General features: G+C 40.3%; 21 protein-coding genes. 4 read left to right on the forward strand and 17 right to left on the reverse strand.

The window, feature by feature from the left end; genetic code table 11:
- Positions 1 to 64 precede the first annotated feature (64 nt).
- Positions 65 to 3,193 (reverse strand): efflux RND transporter permease subunit, encoded by a 3,129-nt coding sequence (locus B2R65_RS11225; RefSeq protein WP_286742676.1) that lies wholly within the window; start codon positions 3,191 to 3,193, stop codon positions 65 to 67.
- A gap of 2 nt (positions 3,194 to 3,195) precedes the next feature.
- Positions 3,196 to 4,428, reverse strand: coding sequence for an efflux RND transporter periplasmic adaptor subunit (locus tag B2R65_RS11230; protein WP_029772185.1), 1,233 nt, complete (start codon positions 4,426 to 4,428; stop codon positions 3,196 to 3,198).
- 148 nt (positions 4,429 to 4,576) lie between these two features.
- On the opposite strand from B2R65_RS11230, the gene B2R65_RS11235 reads away from it, so the two are divergent.
- A complete protein-coding gene (locus B2R65_RS11235) occupies positions 4,577 to 5,515 on the forward strand; it encodes a LysR family transcriptional regulator (RefSeq protein ID WP_024033768.1) in 939 nt (312 codons plus the stop codon).
- On the opposite strand, the gene B2R65_RS11240 is transcribed toward B2R65_RS11235, so the two are convergent.
- Entirely contained in the window at positions 5,504 to 6,781 is a 1,278-nt protein-coding gene (locus tag B2R65_RS11240) for a VCBS domain-containing protein (protein WP_286742681.1), read from the reverse strand. The genes B2R65_RS11235 and B2R65_RS11240 overlap by 12 nt on opposite strands.
- A 215-nt stretch (positions 6,782 to 6,996) precedes the next feature.
- On the opposite strand from B2R65_RS11240, the gene B2R65_RS11245 reads away from it, so the two are divergent.
- Positions 6,997 to 7,236, forward strand: coding sequence for an RNA recognition motif domain-containing protein (locus tag B2R65_RS11245; RefSeq protein WP_024033770.1), 240 nt, complete (start codon positions 6,997 to 6,999; stop codon positions 7,234 to 7,236).
- 56 nt (positions 7,237 to 7,292) lie between these two features.
- On the opposite strand, the gene B2R65_RS11250 is transcribed toward B2R65_RS11245, so the two are convergent.
- On the reverse strand, positions 7,293 to 7,886 hold the full coding sequence (locus tag B2R65_RS11250; protein ID WP_024033771.1) for a TetR/AcrR family transcriptional regulator: 594 nt from the start codon (positions 7,884 to 7,886) through the stop codon (positions 7,293 to 7,295).
- Positions 7,887 to 8,068: 182 nt separating this feature from the next.
- On the opposite strand from B2R65_RS11250, the gene B2R65_RS11255 reads away from it, so the two are divergent.
- Positions 8,069 to 9,094 carry an MBL fold metallo-hydrolase gene (locus tag B2R65_RS11255; RefSeq protein ID WP_371370264.1) on the forward strand — a complete coding sequence of 342 codons (1,026 nt, stop codon included), beginning with the start codon at positions 8,069 to 8,071 and terminating at the stop codon, positions 9,092 to 9,094.
- A gap of 55 nt (positions 9,095 to 9,149) precedes the next feature.
- Here the strand turns inward: B2R65_RS11255 and B2R65_RS11260 are convergent, their stop codons facing one another.
- Positions 9,150 to 9,299: a hypothetical protein gene (locus B2R65_RS11260; RefSeq protein ID WP_024033773.1), complete on the reverse strand. Its 150-nt coding sequence runs from the start codon at positions 9,297 to 9,299 to the stop codon at positions 9,150 to 9,152.
- Positions 9,300 to 9,454: 155 nt separating this feature from the next.
- Between B2R65_RS11260 and B2R65_RS11265 the strand changes: the two genes are divergently transcribed.
- Positions 9,455 to 11,077: a M28 family metallopeptidase gene (locus tag B2R65_RS11265; protein ID WP_286742689.1), complete on the forward strand. Its 1,623-nt coding sequence runs from the start codon at positions 9,455 to 9,457 to the stop codon at positions 11,075 to 11,077.
- A gap of 52 nt (positions 11,078 to 11,129) precedes the next feature.
- Here the strand turns inward: B2R65_RS11265 and B2R65_RS11270 are convergent, their stop codons facing one another.
- The 12 genes from B2R65_RS11270 to B2R65_RS11325 all read right to left on the reverse strand — a co-directional run.
- Positions 11,130 to 12,074 carry an EAL-associated domain-containing protein gene (locus B2R65_RS11270; protein WP_054982213.1) on the reverse strand — a complete coding sequence of 315 codons (945 nt, stop codon included), beginning with the start codon at positions 12,072 to 12,074 and terminating at the stop codon, positions 11,130 to 11,132.
- A gap of 232 nt (positions 12,075 to 12,306) precedes the next feature.
- Complete coding sequence (locus tag B2R65_RS11275) at positions 12,307 to 12,513, reverse strand: EF-hand domain-containing protein (protein WP_029772194.1); 207 nt, start codon at positions 12,511 to 12,513, stop codon at positions 12,307 to 12,309.
- Between the two features lie 73 nt (positions 12,514 to 12,586).
- Positions 12,587 to 12,790, reverse strand: a complete 204-nt coding sequence (locus B2R65_RS11280) for a hypothetical protein (RefSeq protein ID WP_024033777.1) — start codon at positions 12,788 to 12,790, stop codon at positions 12,587 to 12,589.
- Between the two features lie 422 nt (positions 12,791 to 13,212).
- Positions 13,213 to 13,425 (reverse strand): EF-hand domain-containing protein, encoded by a 213-nt coding sequence (locus B2R65_RS11285; RefSeq protein WP_004585903.1) that lies wholly within the window; start codon positions 13,423 to 13,425, stop codon positions 13,213 to 13,215.
- A 539-nt stretch (positions 13,426 to 13,964) separates the two neighbouring features.
- A complete protein-coding gene (locus tag B2R65_RS11290; RefSeq protein WP_024033778.1) occupies positions 13,965 to 14,180 on the reverse strand; it encodes a TIGR02450 family Trp-rich protein in 216 nt (71 codons plus the stop codon).
- Positions 14,181 to 14,281: 101 nt separating this feature from the next.
- A complete protein-coding gene (locus B2R65_RS11295) occupies positions 14,282 to 14,632 on the reverse strand; it encodes a cupredoxin domain-containing protein (RefSeq protein WP_024033779.1) in 351 nt (116 codons plus the stop codon).
- 10 nt (positions 14,633 to 14,642) lie between these two features.
- A complete protein-coding gene (locus B2R65_RS11300) occupies positions 14,643 to 16,886 on the reverse strand; it encodes a heavy metal translocating P-type ATPase (RefSeq protein ID WP_286742700.1) in 2,244 nt (747 codons plus the stop codon).
- Positions 16,883 to 17,320 carry a MerR family transcriptional regulator gene (locus tag B2R65_RS11305; protein ID WP_024033781.1) on the reverse strand — a complete coding sequence of 146 codons (438 nt, stop codon included), beginning with the start codon at positions 17,318 to 17,320 and terminating at the stop codon, positions 16,883 to 16,885. Before B2R65_RS11305 ends, B2R65_RS11300 begins: the two co-directional genes overlap by 4 nt.
- A 150-nt stretch (positions 17,321 to 17,470) precedes the next feature.
- A complete protein-coding gene (locus B2R65_RS11310; RefSeq protein WP_054982209.1) occupies positions 17,471 to 17,968 on the reverse strand; it encodes a DUF2059 domain-containing protein in 498 nt (165 codons plus the stop codon).
- 292 nt (positions 17,969 to 18,260) lie between these two features.
- Positions 18,261 to 18,593 carry a Na+/H+ antiporter subunit G gene (locus tag B2R65_RS11315; protein ID WP_004585897.1) on the reverse strand — a complete coding sequence of 111 codons (333 nt, stop codon included), beginning with the start codon at positions 18,591 to 18,593 and terminating at the stop codon, positions 18,261 to 18,263.
- A 9-nt stretch (positions 18,594 to 18,602) separates the two neighbouring features.
- The gene (locus tag B2R65_RS11320) at positions 18,603 to 18,872 is read right to left on the reverse strand and encodes a K+/H+ antiporter subunit F (RefSeq protein ID WP_004585896.1); all 270 of its coding nucleotides are present in this window, start codon (positions 18,870 to 18,872) and stop codon (positions 18,603 to 18,605) included.
- On the reverse strand, positions 18,866 to 19,390 hold a 525-nt coding region (locus B2R65_RS11325; RefSeq protein WP_286742705.1), incomplete at its 5' end, for a Na+/H+ antiporter subunit E. The genes B2R65_RS11320 and B2R65_RS11325, both read right to left, overlap by 7 nt.

Genomic DNA, 19,390 nt, shown 5'->3' on the forward strand with positions numbered 1-19,390 from the left:
TTACTTTTTAAAACGCATTAAAAAAGCCCTTAGCAATTAAATTGCTAAGGGCTTTTTTGTCGGTTTAATTTTTACCACTGCGTTTAAGTATATAATAAAACACAGGTGTAAGTATTAAGCCAAATACCGTTACGCCTATCATGCCAGAAAATACCGCAACGCCCATAGCTTGGCGCATTTCAGAGCCTGCTCCCGATGAGAACACCATAGGTACAACCCCCATAATAAATGCTATTGAGGTCATTAATATTGGGCGTAATCGCAACCGGCTCGCCTCTTTAATGGCATTAAATGCATCCATACCGGTATCTTGCAGCTCTTTTGCAAACTCAACAATTAAAATAGCGTTTTTAGTGGCCAGTCCAAACAACACGATTAGGCCAATTTGGGTGAAAATATTATTATCACCACCATAAATAGCCACACCAATCAGCGCACTTAGCAATGTCATAGGCACAATTAAAATAATAGCGACAGGCAAACGTAAGCTTTCGTACTGCGCTGCTAAAACCAAAAATACAAGCAATACAATAAGTGGAAATACATACATTGAAGTATCGCCCGCTAAAATTTGCTGATAGGTTATGTCTGTCCACTCATACGCAATACCCATTGGCAGTGTTTCATCGAGTATTTTTTCTATTGCGGCTTTAGCTTGGTCAGAGCTATACCCTGGTGCGGGTACGCCGTTAACCTCAGCCGTAACATAGCCGTTATAATGCATTACTCTATCCGGCCCTAAACTATGTTCAATACTAAGCACTGCGCCAAGGGGGATCATATCGCCATTTTTATTGCGCACTTTTAATTGCTTAATTTGCTCTACATCTTCTCTGTAGGGTGCATCTGCCTGCACATTTACCTGATACGTGCGACCAAATAAATTAAAGTCGTTCACATAAACTGTGCCCAAATAGCCTTGCATCGCTTCAAATAGGGGGTTTATTTCAAGCCCTAAGCTTAGTGCCTTTTTACGGTCTACCTTTACATCTAGCTGTGGTACGTCGGTTGTAAAGCTGGTAAACGCATTAGCAAGGGCGGGGTCGGCTTTAGCCTTAACAATGACTTCATTTGTTACTTGCTGCAAGGTGTCAAACCCTAATGAGCCTCTATCTTCAAGCTGCAGCCTAAAGCCACCAATAGTGCCCATTCCCCTTACTGGAGGAGGCGGAAATATAGCAACATTAGCGCCTTTTATTTGACTAAGTTGTTTATTTAAATCTTCCGCTATTTCAGCTGCTGACATGCGCGGGCCCTGCCGCTTTGAAAACGGCTCTAAGGGTGTAAACATCATCCCCGAACTTGGGTTTATAGATAAACCATTAATGCTTAAACCTGCAAAGGCGACGGCGTCACTAACGCCTGGGTGCGCCCTGATTATCTCTGACATTTGGCGAACCACCGCTTCAGAGCGATCTAGCGATGCTGCATTAGGTAATTGCGCAAAAGCGACGAGATACATTTTATCCTGCGGCGGAACATACCCTGTTGGCGTATTTTCAAACTGCTGCCACGTTAAGGCCAGTAAACCAACGTATAGCACACCAATTATGCCGCCCTTATGCACTATTCGGCCAACGGCTCCTGTGTATTTACCCGAGGCTTTATCGAACATTTTGTTAAAAGGCGCGAATAACCAACGGCCAAATAATTTATTAATGGCACGACTTAACCAATCGTTGTCTTGCCCATGAGGTTTGAGTAATAATGCAGCCAGCGCGGGGCTCAGCGTAAGCGAGTTAATGGCAGAAAGCACTGTTGAAATAGTAATTGTAAGAGCAAATTGACGATAAAATTGCCCTGTTAAACCGCTCATAAACGCAGTAGGAATAAACACCGCAGCAAGCACTAAAGTAGTGGCAATAATAGGCCCTGTTACTTCTTTCATTGCTTGAGTGGTTGCATCAATGGGGCTTAATCCCTCACTGATGTTTCTTTCAACGTTTTCGACCACAACAATGGCATCATCAACAACAATACCGATTGCTAACACCAAGCCAAATAACGACAACGCATTAAGTGAAAATCCCATTAAGTGCATAAAAGCAAAAGTGCCCACTAATGAAATTGGCACTGCCACTAGCGGAATAATAGATGCTCGCCATGTTTGTAAAAACAGCACGATGACCAACACAACTAATAAAACCGCTTCAAATAATGTATCGACTACGGCTTCAATAGAGCCCCTTACAAATACGGTAGGGTCATACACTATTTCATAGCTCATACCCTCTGGAAATAGCGCCGATAGTTCAGCCATTTTAGCGCGCACATCGTCAGAAATTTGTAATGCATTAGAGCCTGGTGCTTGAAAAACAGGCACAGCGGCAATGGATTCATTATTAAGAAGTGGCCTAAGGGTATAACTATCTGCACCTAGCTCTACTCTAGCAACATCTTTTAGCAGTGTAATTTCGCCGTTATCACCCGTTTTTACGATTATTTCTTCAAACTCGTCTTGCTCTATTAAGCGCCCTTCTACATTGATAAGCCATTGAAACTCACTGGTGCCTATGGGTTGTGCGCCTAGGCTTCCTGCTGCAGCTTGCTGATTTTGCGAGCGAATAGCATTGACTACATCACTTGGATTTAAATTGAGCGCCGCTAATTTGTTAGGCTCTAGCCACACACGCATACTGTAATCGCCTGCGCCAAATACACGTACTTGGCCCACGCCATTAATGCGCTTTAGCTCATCTTTTATAAATTGATCGCTATAATTAGACAGGTACAAACTGTCGTATCGCCCTGTAGGCGAAGTTATGTGTACCGCGAGGGTAAGGTTGGGTGATGACTTTTCGGTGACTACACCTAGCCTTTGTACTTCCTCTGGTAGGCGAGGTATTGCTCTATTTACCCTATTTTGTACCAAGGTAGTTGCTTCGTCAGGATCGCTTCCTATCGCAAAGGTGACTGTTAATGTCATGGTGCCGGCAGAGTTTGCAAGCGATGACTGGTACAGCATGTTTTCTACGCCGTTTATCTCTTGTTCAAGCACTGTGGCCACGGTTTCGGCTATTACCTTAGGATTGGCACCTGGGTAGTTAGCTGTAACAACAACTGTTGGGGGTACTACATCTGGGTATTCTGTAATAGGTAATTGCCATATGGCTATGGCACCCCCTATAAAAATAAGAATAGATAAAACCGCTGCAAAAATAGGTCGATGAATAAAAAACTGAGAAAAATTCATTATTACATGCCTATTTCAAGTGTTGGCTCGGCATTGGCTAAGCGGTTTTGATTATCAACCTTTTGCTGCCATGCTTGTAACTCGTTTAAAGTACTTTGCTTTGCCATATTAATTAATTCTGGCTTAATGAGTACGCCAGAGCGCACGCGCTGCAAGCCATTAACTACTATGCGTTCGCCGCTTTTTAAACCTTGTTTAATAACTCGTAGCTCACCCACTTTGTCGCCTAAAGTAATGGCGCGGTATTGCACTTTATTTTGCTCATCAACCGTTAAAACGTATTTATTATTTAAATCGGTACCAATGGCTTTCTCAGCAATTAAAATACCTTGCTCAGTATTGCCCCCTGCTAATTTTAAATGGGCGAATAACCCAGGTAAAATCGCGCCGTCTTGATTATTAAATACAGCCCGCACACGTAATGTACCGGTTTGGGTATTTACTTGGTTATCAACAAAATCAAGCTTGCCCCAGTGTTGGTAATTTTGCTCATTCGCTAAACGCATCGCCACAGGTAACGCGGTAGGTTGATTGTTATCAAGGTGCGCTTGTTGATAGTTAAGCCATGTTGCTTCATCAATATCAAAATAGGCATAAACCTGCTCTGTAGAGACAATAGAGGTCATTACAGTTTGCCCTGCACTGACATAGTTGCCCTCGGTAATTAACGCACGAGACACTCGCCCAGAAATAGGCGCTTCTACGCGTGTAAAGGTTTTGTTTAGCTGTGCAAGTTCAAGGGATGCATTACTTTGTGCTACGTAGGCATTTGCTTGGTCAACCTCTGCGCCTCGGGTCTCTAATAACTCTTTAGATATTGATTTACTTTTAAATAGCTCTTTAGCTCGATTAAAATCTTGCTTTGCTAGTTTTAAGCGGCTTTTTGCTTCATCAAGTTGCGCTGTTAGGCGGTTTACTTGTGCATTAAATTCGCGGCTATCAATTAAAAATAAGGTGTCGCCTTTATTTACCAGCTCACCCTCTTCAAATACTGCCGCTTCAATATAACCAGATACGCGAGGACGCAAAGACACTATTTGCGGCGACTCTAGCCGCCCTGTAAAGCTGTCCCACTCGGTTATTCGCTGACTTATTACTTCGGCCACTTCTACGGCCACCCCTTGCGTAGAATCATCATTACTTTGAATAGAACTTGGCTTATCGCTGCATGCACCCAGTATTATCGCTAATAGCGCAATAATAAACGTGTATGTAAATTTATATATAGCTGACATGGTTAACTCTCTTGCTGTACGAGTTGTGTTAAAATCTGCTTATATTATGAACGCGACTAAAGCATAAAAATAATTATATTATTGTATAAAACACATCACTAAAAATGATGTAAAATAATCTTACATTTAAAATTTATAACGGTGCTATATGCGTCCTCAAGAGCTTAATTTACTAATGATTTTTGATGCCATCATGACTGAAGGCAGTATCACTCGTGCAGCAGAGCAATTATCGCTGACACAACCTGCGGTATCTAATGCGCTTGCACGTATGCGCGCAGCGTGGGGAGAAGAGTTATTTATAAAAGATGGCCGAAATATTCAACCTACTGCATTTGCTAACAATTTATGGGGGCAAATACAGGGGCCACTTGGATCATTAGAGCATGCTATAAACCAAAGTGAATTTAACCCAGCGACAGCGCAGCGCACTTTTCGGATTTCTGCCGCTGATATATTTGTAGAAATGATATGGGGACCTCTTCGTAAAATTATTGAGCAGCAGGCCCCAGGCATTAATATCCATGCAATCCCGAATCGGGCGGTAGAGGCTGCCAATGTACTTAAAGACGCCGAAGCCGAACTGGCAATTAATCGCTACACCCTGTCTGAAAACGTTATTAGAGCCGAGCACTTATTAAAGCCTAAATATGTTGTACTTATGCGCCCTGACCACCCGCTTGCTAATGCCCCATTAAGTATTACTGACTTTGCTAATACAGATCATTTATTAGTATCAATTACGGGCGATATTTTAGGGCCATCTGATCAAGCACTAAGAGTATTAGGGTTAAAACGCCGAGTAGCGATGACGGTAAATAACGCGGCAAATGTACCTAATATTCTTAAAAATACCGATCTTATTTGTGTCATTCCCTCAATAGCGCTTGAGCAGGAAATATTTACCAATAAGCTCGTGGTTTTAAAAAGCCCTATTGATACGCCACCAACGCCTGTCTCTGTTATTTGGCATAAGCGCCAAGACAACGATGCCGGTTTGCAGTGGATACGCCGTCACATAGTGGCTATTATTCAACAACGTGTAAGTAGCCACGATAAAAAACTAGGCAAATATTTACTGCGCTAAAACGCCTTTTTTAATCACAAAATCAGCCAATCGTACCTGCTCTTCTTCAGCGCGAAGGCTATCGGTTTCGACTATTGAACGATAGATACCCCATTTAGGACGGGCAAAATCATCATCGCTAAAGCCTCGCCACATATCTATGTTTTGCTCGCTAATGCTAAATAGCTCTTCGTTGTCACTTAAGCGGGTTAGGGTCATTTCAAATTGCCCCGCTTCACTAAAAGTGGCTTGTACAAATACCGCTACCCATTCATCAGTAATGAGTGACCAGTCGGTTTCGATAAGGTTTTTATCAAGCCCTGTGCTGTTACCGTTTTCATCAAAGCCTGCGCTATAACGTACTTGCAGCTGATTACCTGTACTGTTTTTTTGTGCACCAGAGAGCGTAATAATAGGTTGGTCGTCGTTGCCATTGGTATTGTCGTTGCTATCGTTACGGGCTTTTATTTGGAAAAAGTGACTGAATTTACTACTTAGCTCAAGCTCGCTAGAGACTTTAAACTTCCAACTGTATTGTACGGTTTCGTCTTTAAAGGCAAGTGTTGCGGCGGGCGATTTATCAAAGGCTTTTATTTCGTTGCGCTGGCGGTCGGTTGCGCCCTTATCTTTATCTTGGTCTTCATCACGATGTGCTAAAAACACAAAGTGATTACCTATGATTGGGTCAGTATCTTCAATAATATGCACAACATCTTGATGATTACCGCTATACATATCAGGCGATTCAATTGCACCTTCACTAAACGCATTTTCTATTAATGTATAAGCACTTAGCCCTGTATTTTCGCCATCGGCATTGAGGGTTGTTTCTTGCGTTACTATAAAGTCATTAGGGCCTGCAGTGCCTATAATGCTTATAGACACTTTCGCTTCGGTGCCACCTGCCGATGTGACGGTTATCTCATCAAGTAAGGTTTCGCCCTCGTTTAGTGCACTCACAGAGGCATGCTCGCCATTAAGTGTATATGACCAATTACCATCCTCAGTTAAGCTAAATGAACCATAAGTTGTGGTGTTATTGCTTTGCGTTTTAAATACTGCCTCATTGGCTTGTGCATCCGTTATAGATAGTTCACCTGTAATTGCTATATCGCGGGTATTTTCAATACTTACAGCTGTTTGACCGCTAATTACTGCGGCGTTTTGCGCTACAACCGATGCATTTACAGGCTCACTTTTTGACCCTGAGCTGCCGCACCCTACAGCTAAAATACCCAAAGAACAAACACAAGTAATAGTTAAAACACGCAAGCCAAACTTTGACATAAACAACCAGCCCAGGTTAATGGTAAGTAAATAAAGTAAAATATAACTTACCAATTATTTGTTTTAATAACTAGATCTTTATTACCAGTATGGCTTTATAATTGTTAGCTGAGCTATTTGCGAAAAACAACTTTAAATAAAAGGGTAAAAATAAAATTAGGTTAAAGCCAAGTTACTTGAGATAATCCTCAGCGAACCCCTTATTTAGGTTATATATGAAATTATTAGTTCGTAATTTGTCTCGCGCTACCACAGAGCAAGACCTTCGCACGTTGTTTGCAGCACACGGTAAAGTAACTACCTGTAACTTGGTGCTAGATAAAGACACTGGTTTATCAAAAGGTTTTGCCTTTGTAGAAATGCCAAACGACATAGAAAGTAGAAGCGCTATTAAAGCACTTAATCAATTAAGTGTTGATAAAAGCAAAATTCGCGTAAAATACGCAGATGAGTAATTAGTTACTTGCTATATGATTAAAACCAGCTATTTGCTGGTTTTTTACTTTTAAGTTTACGCTTTATATTTAGCCAGAAATAAGCTGACTGTTTGTTCAATTACTTTATTATTTTGCTGCTCTGTTATTGTTTCAAACCCATAAAGTAGCGGATAAAACACAAACGATTTTAATTGATACACAAACTGTTTAGCAGCTATATTTAGCTCATCACCTTTTAAAACACCTGCTGTTCTAGCTTGCTCTAAAAAATCTTCTAAATAAGTCATACACCCCATAGTATTATTACTTAAAGACTTTGCTAGCTGCGGCTCTTGTAGCATTTGCATAAAGGCAATTTTAGCTAAACGTAAAAAATCAGGCGATGTAAGCATAGCCACTTCTTGCTCGGCAATAGCAGTAAGCTGCAAATCAATTGGTTGATTTTTATTAAAGTAAATAACATCACCATGATTAATTTTAGCCAGCATAGTCGTTAAAATAGCCTGAAATAACTCTTCTTTTGTCGCAAAGTGATTATAAACAGTTCGCTTAGAAGCCTCCGCTTTTGCAGCAACTTGATCCATACTAGTGTGCTCTACACCTTTTTCAAAAAACAGATGCTCTGCTGCTTGAAGAATATTTATGCGTTTTTTTTCTGATAATTTCATAATGGGTTCTGCAATTATTAATAGCTACATTTTAACTAAACAATAAAAAAATGCACTGCATAGTTTACTTTTCATCAAAACGATGAAAAACTACACTCATTAGTTTACTTTAAGGTTTAACGATGACATTTATAAAATGGGTAGTTGTGATCATCGCCATCATTGTTTTTGGAGGTTGTAGCGTGAATAAACAGATAGTTGCGCAAGGTGTTAATGAAGCACCTAATGTAGATAACTACGAAAATGGTAGATTTCATAACCATCAACAGGTTGAGCCGAATAGCTTTAAGAAAACACTCGGAATTTTAGGGCGTTACATAACAGAAAAGCGTACCAACATTACACCTAAAAAGCCCATTGCAATTAAAAGTGTTACAGCAAAAATGCTTAACTCCCTTGCAAATAATACTGTGCATGTCATTAAACTTGGCCACTCTAGCGTGCTTTTAAAAGTGCATGGCGAATACTGGTTACTCGATCCGGTATTTAGTGAGCGCGCATCTCCTTTTTCTTTTGTAGGGCCAAAGCGCTTTTCTAAATTACCTATTAGTATTAGCGAACTGCCACCAATCGATAAGGTGCTTATTTCGCACAACCATTACGATCACCTTGATAAATCAGCTATTAAAAAGCTGTCTGCAAAAACTAAGCAGTTTTATGTGCCACTTGGTGTAGATACCGATTTAGTTAAGTGGGGAGTGAATGAAAACAAAATTAGCACATTTAACTGGTGGCAGGAGTTACAAACCGAACATGCATTAGTTGCCTTTACTCCTACCCAGCATTTTTCGGGCCGTGGATTAAGTGATGCAAACAACACACTTTGGGGTTCGTGGGTTATTAAAACCTCCCAGCAAAGTGTTTATTTTAGTGGTGATTCGGGTTATTTCGCAGGCTTTAAAGAAATTGGTAACAAGTACGGTCCTTTTGATTTAACCCTAATTGAGACAGGCGCCTACGACAAAGATTGGGCCGATATACACATGACACCAGAGCAATCGGTTCAAGCTCATATTGATTTACAAGGTAAAACTTTAGTGCCTATTCATAACGGTACGTTTGACTTGGCGTTTCATGCTTGGGTTGACCCATTTGAACGAGTAACGGCTGCAAGCAACATAAATAACGTAACATTGAGTACACCCGAGTTTGGACAAATATTTACCCCTACCGACGCTGCAATAACCCATAAATGGTGGAAAAACTAATTTGGTAGGTGTTTTAAAGGTATTTATTACAAGGTGTTAATTAAATAAGCGGCTATTAAGCCGCTTTTTTTATACTAATTGTACCTAACACTACAAAAGATGCAGCTAAAGCAAAAAACATCGCTTGCTGTGCGAGCAAAGCTGCTGCAAAAAATGCTACGCCGCTGCCTATAAACAGGTATCCGCTTTTTTTAGATTGGCTCATTGTGTGTGCTCCATTTATTGTTGTCGATTATTTATACACCCTACACCGGCAATTTTCAATTTTTGAAAAATAGAACTGGCAAGATGATAAATATTCGACTCACATCAGTGCTTCCTTTATATTAAAAGCCAATTTTTAAAACTATTCAGAAAACTATGGCCTCTACTTTTTTTAAAAGCGCTTGCCTAAGCCTGCTAGTCGCTCTCTTTGGTTGCTCTGAACCTGCAAGCGAGCATTCTTCTTTAGAAAATACGCCCGGCGTAAGCCTAAATAACGTTAAACAGCATATAAAAACGCTAGCCTCTGATGACTTTCAAGGTCGCGGCCCACTTACTCATGGTGAAGTAAAAACCGTGGGTTACTTGAGCGAGCAATACGAAGCTATGGGTTTAACTGGGGCGTATAATGGCAAGTTTTTACAGCCGGTAAAAATGGCAATGGTCACGGCCAATCAAAATATGCAATTGCAGGTGGGCGACTTAAAGTTTAAAGCAGGTAACGATTTTACCGCCCGTACAGAGCAATTACAGCCAGTAATAGATGTACGAAACTCTGACATTGTATTTGTGGGTTACGGTATTAATGCCCCCGAATACAACTGGAACGATTACGAAAACATTAATGTTGAAGGTAAAACCGTTATTGTATTGGTAAACGACCCAGGCTTTGCTACACAAAACGATGCGTTATTTACAGGTAATGCTATGACCTACTACGGCCGCTGGACTTACAAATACGAAGAAGCCGCACGCCAAGGTGCCAAAGCGGTATTTATTGTGCACGAAACTGCCCCTGCGGCTTACCCTTGGGGCGTGGTTGAAAGCTCAAACACAGGGACTAAATACACCCTGATGGACAATAACCTAAACGCTTCTAAGCTCCCAGTTATGGGCTGGCTAACACTTAATACTACTGAGCAAATTTTTAATGCCGCACAGCTTAACTACCAAAATTTAAAACAAAAGGCTTTAAGTGATGACTTTAAAGCCACAGCGCTTAATTTAACAGCCAACCTTTCATTTAAAAACGAAGTATCGCATGCCAAATCACATAACGTAGTTGCGCAAATTACAGGAACCGGCGCCCCTAATGAATACGTGGTAATAGGTGCTCATTGGGATCATTTTGGTACCAAGCAAACCGACAGCGGCCCTAAAATTTATAACGGTGCAGTGGATAATGCCTCTGGCACAGCGGCCACACTTGAAATTGCCCGCATTATGAATCAAATCCACCAACAAACACCGTTTAAACGCTCTATTTTATTTGCTAATTTTACCGCAGAAGAGACTGGCCTCATTGGCTCGCAAGAGTTTGCAACCGGTGGCGTTGTGCCCACTAAACAAATGGTCGGGCTATTAAATATTGACGGAATGAACGTGCTAGATGGCACCGATTACATTTTGCAATACGGTAACGATTTATCCACCCTAGAAAACTACCTAGCAAACGCGGCAAAAGCGCAAGGTCGCGTTGTTAAAATGGACCCTCGCCCGCAAAACGGTTTGTTTTTTAGATCAGATCATTTTTCTTTAGCTAAGCAAGGTGTGCCGAGTTTATTATTTATGAGCCTTGGCGATACCGACCCTGATTACATTGCGCATAAATACCATAAAGAAGCCGACGATTACTCGCCGCAGTGGTCATTATGTGGCGTAAAGCAAGACATAGAGCTTATTGTTGATATAGCCACACAGCTTGCTAACAATGGCGATTGGCCTACATGGACGAGTGACTCAGACTTTAAAGCAAAGCGCGAGCAAGATAAGCCGCATTAGCAGGTAAAGTTTAAAGCTAAATAATAATCATACCAATCGCATTAAAATCCTCCTACTTGGAGGATTTTAATTTTGAGCGCGCCCGCATTAGTAAGGTTTCGGCTTTTGCTCCTAAATACACATAAATAGCCAAGGCTATTAAAAGCCCTACCACCGCAAGCATCATCGCAATGGCCGGTAATAAGTATTCAGCCTGCCCCAACGCTGCCTTAAACATGGTTAATAGCGCCTCAATAGATATTGCAATTAGCACGGTAGATATAAACCGGGTAATTGTGCGCCGTGTAGAAGAGTGTCTAAATATATCCTTATGCATTAAGATCTCTTCTTCGAGAATGGTCTTTCCTAAATCAAACACGGCCAATGCTAAAGTAATATATATAATAATGCTAAAGGGCTCGAGGGGATCAGACGCTGAGTCAAAGTGGGTTAATAATGCATATATATCGTTAAATACTATGCTCAGTAAAAAGAGTACCAAAGTAAATAAACACGCCACAATCACCCCATAACCCGCTTTAAAATAAGGCGAAATACCGGCACGCGCGCTGTCTCCCATTACAAACTCAATTAACTGGGTTAAGCATACGTCTAACACTAAATAATGCTGCTGGTTAATTGGCTTTTTTAGCTCTTTAATAGCCGAAATACATAAATGATTAGTTGCGATAGAAATATACGGATCGGTAAAGCACACCGAATCGGTTTGTTTAGATTGTAAAAAGTAAGGGCGCTCACTTAAGTCTTGCTGATTACCTTGCTCAGCCAATTTTTTATAGGCACGCTTAAAGCAAACGTTATTGCCTTGCTGAAGCCCAGATTCGTTTAAACAATATTGCAGCTCTAAAAAGGGATATTGCTTTACTAAAAAACGCGTATCTCGATTTTTGTTAAGCCCATCTTCAATACTCATTAAAATAGAGTCAAGCAAGCTGTGTATTACTTGCTCATACTCATGGTAGCGCTCAACACTACTTATATAACTCATTCGCGCCATAATTGTGTACTCACTCAATTGCTATAGCGTTAACTAAGCAAGTTTAAAACCAAGTATAAAAAATGTTTTTATTCATAAGGTTAAGGTTTTAACTTGCGCTCATTTGCACCTATTTGGTGAAAAAGCCGTTATGCCTGCGCCATGCACAAAAAAAGCAGCTAAGTAAATGTTACTTAACTGCTTTGTGAGTATGACCTGATAAATTTTAAGCGCGTAAAACTACGCCATAAAATTATTGTACTTTAGAAAACTCTTGCTGTGAAAGCTCACCATTTTTATCTGTATCGAGCTTATCAAACAACCGTGCTAACTGTGCGTTGGCTTGTGCTTCTGTTTTGCTAATTACGCCATCGCCATTGGCATCAAAACTGTTAAAGTCGACCGCGGCAAACGCCGCTGATGAAGAGGCAAGGGCTAGAAGTGCGATAAATTTTTTCATAATCATTTCCTTAGGCTAAGTGATTGGCAAAGGGGAAGAAATCCTTTTCTGAGATCCATAAAGGGAGAATCGGTTATTTGTATTCAAAAAAATCGTTTTCGGTTAGGCCATTTCGGCTTTGCATATTTAATTGCTGCATTATTTGCTCTGCTGATTGATCACTTTGGTTTGTTAAACCACCTTCGCCTTGCATAGGTGTTTTAAACTCTGTATTTGCCAATACCACCGATGATGACACCAAGGTGATAAGTACAAGTGTTGTTTTCAGCTTAGTCATAATGTAATCCTTCAATAATATGCATTACCTGTATAAATTTGCACTGAGGTGGTTACAATTCACTTCCTTGTTATTCTTTTTAATAGGCTCCCTTGCCTATTTAGGTTGTCTTTGGCAACTCAGAATTATGCTTACACCACAGCGCATTAATCGTCTACGCTTGTAAAACCTCTGCTTTAAAAAGTTTACCGTTTGTGTTGGTATCAAACTTTGCAAATGTGCCAGAAAATACCAGCGCTATTGCAAGCAAAGTTGGGTATCGCTTTTACATAACGATTCCTTCGCTATGCATTTATAATAAAATGCCCTGTGTATTACACTGTCCTTGTTATTCTTTATGGTAAGCTCCCTTGCCTACTTAGGTTGTCTTTGGCAACTCAGAATTAACGTGCCACTGGGCGTTAACTACTCAAAGCACTCACTTATGCTTTGTCGAACTCACTCTTAGATAGCTCGTTGTTTTTGTCAGTATCAAGTTTTGTAAACTGACTCATTAATTCAGCATCAGCAGATGCTTCTAACGGGCTTAATGTGCCACTGCCATCTTTATCGAGTGTGTCAAAATCTGTCACTGCAAAAGCCGCTGATGAAGAGGCTAAAGCCATTAATACCAATGTTGATTGTGCCTTTTTCATAATGAAATCCTTCATAGGGTTAGGGGAGTAGCCAATTGGCGTTACCCACGTTTTGCTTAATACAGCTTAACTATTACAACTTCAGTGCCATGTTTTATTTTTACTTAATAAACAATAAGTTACATGGTCGATATATGAAAACATTAAGTTTCGAGGGGTATTTTTGTTGCTTTTTAGCAACAGTTAGATGAGCCACTTAAAATAAAACAATAGAATCAACAGCTTATGATTTATAAAAAAGCCACACATGAGCTAAAAGCTAACTAAAAACATAATCTGGGGAAGTTTAAGAATAAACTAAAGCTGAACAGCTTAATTAAAACAATTAAACGCCATAAAACCTAAAACATAACCAATTGAAATATATTGACATTTAAAAAATATTTAGCGTTTATTTTTTAAAAGCATGGCAAGCCTGTAAAAAACAGGCATTTGTTGCCAAATGGCGAATTTAGTAAAAGGCAGGGATTAAAAAGGGAGTGCATTACATTTAGTTGGGCAAAACAAATTGGCGTTTTTAAAGTATAAAAACAATTTAACTACTTCCAGCCTTGACGCCATTTTTGTGTGTCTTTTAAATCTCGCCAGCGTATTGAGTACTGATTTTTAGAAAATACCGACTCGGTAATGCATTCAATTACATTACCCTCTTCATCGTATTCTACTTCCACAATTATAAAGTGTTTTTCTTTGTTGATAGCTGGAGTGGCAGTCCACTTACTGTTTAGTAATTTTTTAGGGTTTAAGTTATTCATTAAATAATCTAGTGTGCTTAATTAACACTAATACGACATAACCCGTTGTTTAGCTCAACATAAAGTTAGGCCGTATTAATGTTACTTAATCAACTTACTGGTTACTCAGCGATTAACTTACCTTTATACATTTTCATTTGGCAATGAAAGTCGTACTCACCTGCTTTTAGTGCAGGCAAAGTGATTTTATTATCTCCCATTGCAAGGCTTTCACTTACATCAAGCTGCGGGAACACCATAGTTTCGGCGCACGGTGCACTGTCTTTTCTATCAAATGTAAGTGTTACTTTTTTATTGGCCGCCACCTTTATATGACTTGGTTGATAAACGCCGTTATCTACCACTATAGTTTGCGTATTATCATTACTGTGTATTTGCTTTGGCTTATAAAGCCAAAACCAATAAATAATGGCCACTATTAATACTGCACCAAGTAAATTTATCATTAACATTATCGACTCCTTAGCGCTTATTGGTTTTATAAAAACGTAAGCGATTGGCATTGGTGACTACTGTCAGTGATGAAAGCGCCATAGCTGCGCCCGCCACTACTGGGTTTAGTAGTACACCAATAAACGGATACAACACTCCGGCTGCAATAGGAATGCCCGCAACGTTATAAATAAAGGCACCAAACAAGTTTTGTTTAATGTTTTTAATTGTTGCGCTGCTAATGGCAATAGCATCGGCAAGGCCATGCAGTGAGCCACGCATTAAGGTAATATCGGCGCTTTCTATGGCTACATCTGTACCTGTGCCAATTGCAAAACCGACATCTGCTTTAGCAAGCGCGGGGGCATCATTGATCCCATCACCCGTCATGCCTACAATCTCGCCTTGCTGTTGACGTTTAGTGACTTCGTTTACTTTATCCTCTGGCAACACTTCTGCGATAAAATCATCAATACCGACTTTTTTAGCCACAGCGTGTGCGGTCGCTTTATTATCGCCAGTGAGCATTACTAGATGAATACCTTCATTTTGCAGGCGCTTGATTGCCTGTACTGAGTCTTCTTTTAGCGGGTCCGCCACCGCAATTAAGGCCATAAGTTGGTTATTACAGGCAAAGTACATCGGGGTTTTTGCATCATTTGCAAAGGTGTGTGCTTGCTCTGTGGCGTCATCAACTGCAATCTCGTATTTATCCATAAGCGCTTTATTGCCAAATAACAGTGTTTGCTCATTCACCGTTCCACTTACACCTTTACCGGTAATGGCATCAAAGTCGGTAACTTTACTCAAGGTTACATTTTGTTTTTGAGCGTACTGTGTAATCGCCTCCGCAAGTGGGTGCTCAGAGCTACTCTCGAGGCTTGCAACTAATTGCATTACGTTATTTTCATCTGCGTTATTAAACGTTACAACATCTGTTACCTGTGGTGCACCTTGGGTGATAGTGCCGGTTTTATCTAAAATCATGGTAGTAATTTTAGAGGTAGTTTGCAGTGACTCGCCATTGCGAATTAATATGCCAAACTCGGCGGCTTTACCTATTCCCACCATTACCGACATAGGCGTTGCTAAACCCAACGCACACGGGCATGCAATAATCAGCACGGTGGTTAACGCTACCACTGCATAAGCAATTGAAGGGGCTGGGCCAAAATTCAACCATGCAAGGGCTGCTAGTATCGCAATTATCATTACTGTGGGCACAAAAATGCCCGATATAACATCGGCTAATCGCCCTATTGAAGGCTTAGAGTTTTGCGCGCGTTTTACCATATTAATGATATTGGCAAGGGTTGTTTCTTGGCCTATATGTGTGGCTTCAAATAATAATGTACCACTTTTATTAATGCTGCCAGCAACCACTTTATCGCCAGCTTGCTTACTCACTGGCATAGGCTCACCCGTGAGCATAGATTCATCTAATCTGCTGCTACCTTCGAGCACATCACCATCTACCGGGATTTTTTCGCCTGGGCGTACCCTTACATGATCGCCCTTTTGCACATCACTAATGTCTATATCTTGCTCTGCGCCATCACGTATTACACGGGCTGTTTTTGCTTGTAAGCCAATTAAACGCTTAATAGCCTGCGAAGTACGTCCACGCGCTTTCACTTCAAAAGCCAGGCCCAAACTAATTAACCCAATTATCATTGAAGAAGCTTCAAAATAAACGTGCCTTGCAACCTCAGGTAGTAAGCTAGGCGCAAGTACAACAAACATTGAATATAACCACGCAGTGCCCGTTCCCAAAGCAATTAGCGTATCCATGTTAGCACCATGATTTTTAAATGACTGCCATGCGCCTTTATAAAATTGCTTACCTGCTAAAGCCATAACGACAAACGTGATAATACCGACCACACCCCATGCAATTCGCTGGTTAGTGGTTGTCACGCTCATATCAAAAATAAGCCCATAAATCATAAGCGGTACGCCCACACTTAAAGCCAGCATCATGTTGCGCATTAGCTTTTTGTAATGTGCCTCGTCTGACTTGGCTTTTTCATCAAGCGCATCTTGCTCTGATGTGTTATCCATAGGTTTTGCGCCATAACCTATATTTTCAACGGCGCTAATTAATGTGCTTTGCTGCGCGCTGCCCTCTACTCGTACCGTGCGATCTGCAAAGTTCATTTCGACATTGTTTGCGCCTTGCACACTATTGAGGGCTTTTTCTATTTTGGCTACACAACTGCCACAATTAGCACCTTCAATAATAAAGTTTTGCTCTGTTGTTTTACTGCTACTCATTGCACATCTCCGCTTTTATTTGGCTCAACAAGTGGGTCAACAAACGTCTCTATTAAGCTACACACATCACTTGCAACAGCGCCGTCTGCCGATGTTTCCCACTGTTTTAACGCCGCTTGCATACGCACTCGTAATTTAAGGGTTTCTTGAAACAAGGCTTCGGTTTCTTCTAAACGTTTTGCAATAATTTGCCGTGTAAGTGGGCATGGGCAATGCCCTTGTTCTGACTCGCCAATGATATGCTGTATATCTTTTAGGGAAAACCCGAGCTTTCGGGCGCTTATAATAAACTGTAAACGTTGGCGGTCTGCTTTTGTATATTGTTGATAACCATTACTTTGGCTACGTATGGGCGTTAAAAGGCCTATTCGTGTGTAATGACGAACTGTATCAGGCGTTACACCCATTAACTTCGCTAATTGCTTAACATACATAATTTAGCCCCCTTAGATTTTAGAGCTCAATTGTAAACCTATGTGTGACACACAGGTCAATAGAGGGGAGCATTAAAGCATAATTTAAATTTACTGGAGCTGATAAAATAAAAGCGCGCTAATGAGCGCGCTTAAAAAGAGGCAGAGAGATTAATTTTCTTGTTGGCGAGAGGCTTTTAGCTCTTCACTTAGCTCACCGGCTATTTGCTGAATTTTTGGCATTGCATCTTGCACTAGGCTTTGCGACATTTGCATAGACTCTTGCATTACTACTGGCATTTTTTGGAGAATTTTTTGCCCTGTTTCAGTTTTATAAAACGCCAGCATGTCGGCAATTTCTTGCTCGTTAAAATGTTTGTCGTAAACGTTAACCATCATCGGCTGCATTTTTTTCCAGCTCATTTCGGTTTTAAGTACGTTGGTCATATCTGCATAGTATTTATCAAAAATAGCTTGCTCAGAGGGCTTAACACCCATTTGTGCAGACATGTTTTTCATCATGCCTTCAACTTGCCCGTACATAGAATCAACCATAGCATCCATGTTCATCACGTTTATCAGCTCATCTATTTTTTGCTGCTTAGTTGCCTCGTCAGCTAATACGCTGCCAGAAAATATAAGTAACGAAAGTAATAGTGCCTTAGCCATTGTCATATCCTTAAATATAAAAAGTTAGACCATACTCACATGATTAATACCAATCCGCAATAATACTTACTCATTTTGCGGGGCTAAACGGGTCGCTACTTACGTTAAAAAATGCTCATTCAGAACAACTAAATAGCTAATTTTTTTACTAAATTATCAACACGTTTTACCAGCTTCAGAATAAATTACTTAATTATGCGAACGGGTATAAAATAGTTTGTAAATGTTTAAACCCATACTAAAAAGGCCAAATAAAACATGTTTATTTGGCCTTTTTATCAGTGCACAGGGGCTAATCGTCTTCTACGTTATCGAGCCCTTTTGTGCCTTCTTTTGCTTTAAGCTTATGATGAATCGCTGATTTTATTAACATATACCCACTAATAGGGGCAGTGATTAATAAAAACACGGTAATTAAAATCTCTTTTACGCTTATGGTGTGCACCGACGTTGCAAAAAACACCATTGCAGCAATTAATATGCTGGCCATACCCAATGTTGTTGCTTTAGTTGGGCCGTGTAAGCGCATGTAAAAATCAGGTAATTTAATTAAGCCCAGCGACCCTATTAAAATAAATAGCCCACCAAAAAGTAGTAATATTGATACAACCCACTCGCTTATCATTTTAATATCCTATTCAATTAAGTCGCCGCGTAGTAAATACTTACATACTGCAACAGTACTTATAAAGCCAAGCATCGCGATTAATAACGCGGCTTCAAAGTACAAACCAGTGCCCATACTAATGCTGTATAAAATAATTAACGCGATAACATTAATGTACATAGTATCTAGGGCTAAAACTCTATCAGGCACTGAGGGGCCAATAATTAATCGCCATAGGTTTAACAGTAACGATAAACCAATCATGGCAAATACAATAAGTAATACAGTATCTAACATTGAAATATCTCCTTTAGGGGAGCTTCGTAGCGCTGTTTAATTTGTTTAATAAGTGCCTCTTCATCTTTTAAATCAAGCACATGTATAAGTAAATAGCGCTGTTTAGGCTTTTCGCCTTCATCTAGTGACTCAGGAATAGGATATACCTCGGCACTTACTGTACCAGGTGTAAGAGATACACAACTGGCAAGAATAGTAATGGGCATATCGTGTATTAAATCTATAGGCACTTTAACAAAAGCAGGACGTAACTTTTTAGCTGGACCAATGATTAATAAGGCTACCTGTAAATTAGCAACCACTATATCGTAAAGTACAATGAGTAATTGTTTTAGTGCCAAACCTGGTTTTAGTATTAAAGGTTGCGGATCACGTAATGAAACACTTAATAGCGGAATAAATATCGCAAAAAACGTAGCTAATACTATATGCCCTGCGGATACACTATTATTAAGCAACAACCAAATTAAAAATAAAAACAAACTACGAAACGGCGTTGGCAACCAACGATAACGGGC

Source organism: Pseudoalteromonas sp. UBA2102 (genome assembly GCF_002331165.1).
In the GTDB taxonomy this organism is placed as follows: domain Bacteria; phylum Pseudomonadota; class Gammaproteobacteria; order Enterobacterales; family Alteromonadaceae; genus Pseudoalteromonas; species Pseudoalteromonas atlantica.

Excerpts from the sequence above, each read along its gene's own strand:
- B2R65_RS11275 (WP_029772194.1), bottom strand. The coding sequence starts at position 12,513 with ATGAAAAAATTTATCGCACTTCTAGCCCTTGCCTCTTCATCAGCGGCG.
- B2R65_RS11250 (WP_024033771.1), bottom strand. The coding sequence starts at position 7,886 with ATGAAATTATCAGAAAAAAAACGCATAAATATTCTTCAAGCAGCAGAG.
- B2R65_RS11240 (WP_286742681.1), bottom strand. The coding sequence starts at position 6,781 with ATGTCAAAGTTTGGCTTGCGTGTTTTAACTATTACTTGTGTTTGTTCT.
- B2R65_RS11235 (WP_024033768.1), top strand. The coding sequence starts at position 4,577 with ATGCGTCCTCAAGAGCTTAATTTACTAATGATTTTTGATGCCATCATG.
- B2R65_RS11225 (WP_286742676.1), bottom strand. The coding sequence starts at position 3,193 with ATGAATTTTTCTCAGTTTTTTATTCATCGACCTATTTTTGCAGCGGTT.
- B2R65_RS11265 (WP_286742689.1), top strand. The coding sequence starts at position 9,455 with ATGGCCTCTACTTTTTTTAAAAGCGCTTGCCTAAGCCTGCTAGTCGCT.
- B2R65_RS11260 (WP_024033773.1), bottom strand. The coding sequence starts at position 9,299 with ATGAGCCAATCTAAAAAAAGCGGATACCTGTTTATAGGCAGCGGCGTA.
- B2R65_RS11315 (WP_004585897.1), bottom strand. The coding sequence starts at position 18,593 with ATGATAAGCGAGTGGGTTGTATCAATATTACTACTTTTTGGTGGGCTA.
- B2R65_RS11230 (WP_029772185.1), bottom strand. The coding sequence starts at position 4,428 with ATGTCAGCTATATATAAATTTACATACACGTTTATTATTGCGCTATTA.
- B2R65_RS11305 (WP_024033781.1), bottom strand. The coding sequence starts at position 17,320 with ATGTATGTTAAGCAATTAGCGAAGTTAATGGGTGTAACGCCTGATACA.
- B2R65_RS11320 (WP_004585896.1), bottom strand. The coding sequence starts at position 18,872 with ATGTTAGATACTGTATTACTTATTGTATTTGCCATGATTGGTTTATCG.
- B2R65_RS11280 (WP_024033777.1), bottom strand. The coding sequence starts at position 12,790 with ATGACTAAGCTGAAAACAACACTTGTACTTATCACCTTGGTGTCATCA.
- B2R65_RS11295 (WP_024033779.1), bottom strand. The coding sequence starts at position 14,632 with ATGTTAATGATAAATTTACTTGGTGCAGTATTAATAGTGGCCATTATT.
- B2R65_RS11300 (WP_286742700.1), bottom strand. The coding sequence starts at position 16,886 with ATGAGTAGCAGTAAAACAACAGAGCAAAACTTTATTATTGAAGGTGCT.
- B2R65_RS11290 (WP_024033778.1), bottom strand. The coding sequence starts at position 14,180 with ATGAATAACTTAAACCCTAAAAAATTACTAAACAGTAAGTGGACTGCC.
- B2R65_RS11245 (WP_024033770.1), top strand. The coding sequence starts at position 6,997 with ATGAAATTATTAGTTCGTAATTTGTCTCGCGCTACCACAGAGCAAGAC.
- B2R65_RS11310 (WP_054982209.1), bottom strand. The coding sequence starts at position 17,968 with ATGGCTAAGGCACTATTACTTTCGTTACTTATATTTTCTGGCAGCGTA.
- B2R65_RS11270 (WP_054982213.1), bottom strand. The coding sequence starts at position 12,074 with ATGGCGCGAATGAGTTATATAAGTAGTGTTGAGCGCTACCATGAGTAT.
- B2R65_RS11285 (WP_004585903.1), bottom strand. The coding sequence starts at position 13,425 with ATGAAAAAGGCACAATCAACATTGGTATTAATGGCTTTAGCCTCTTCA.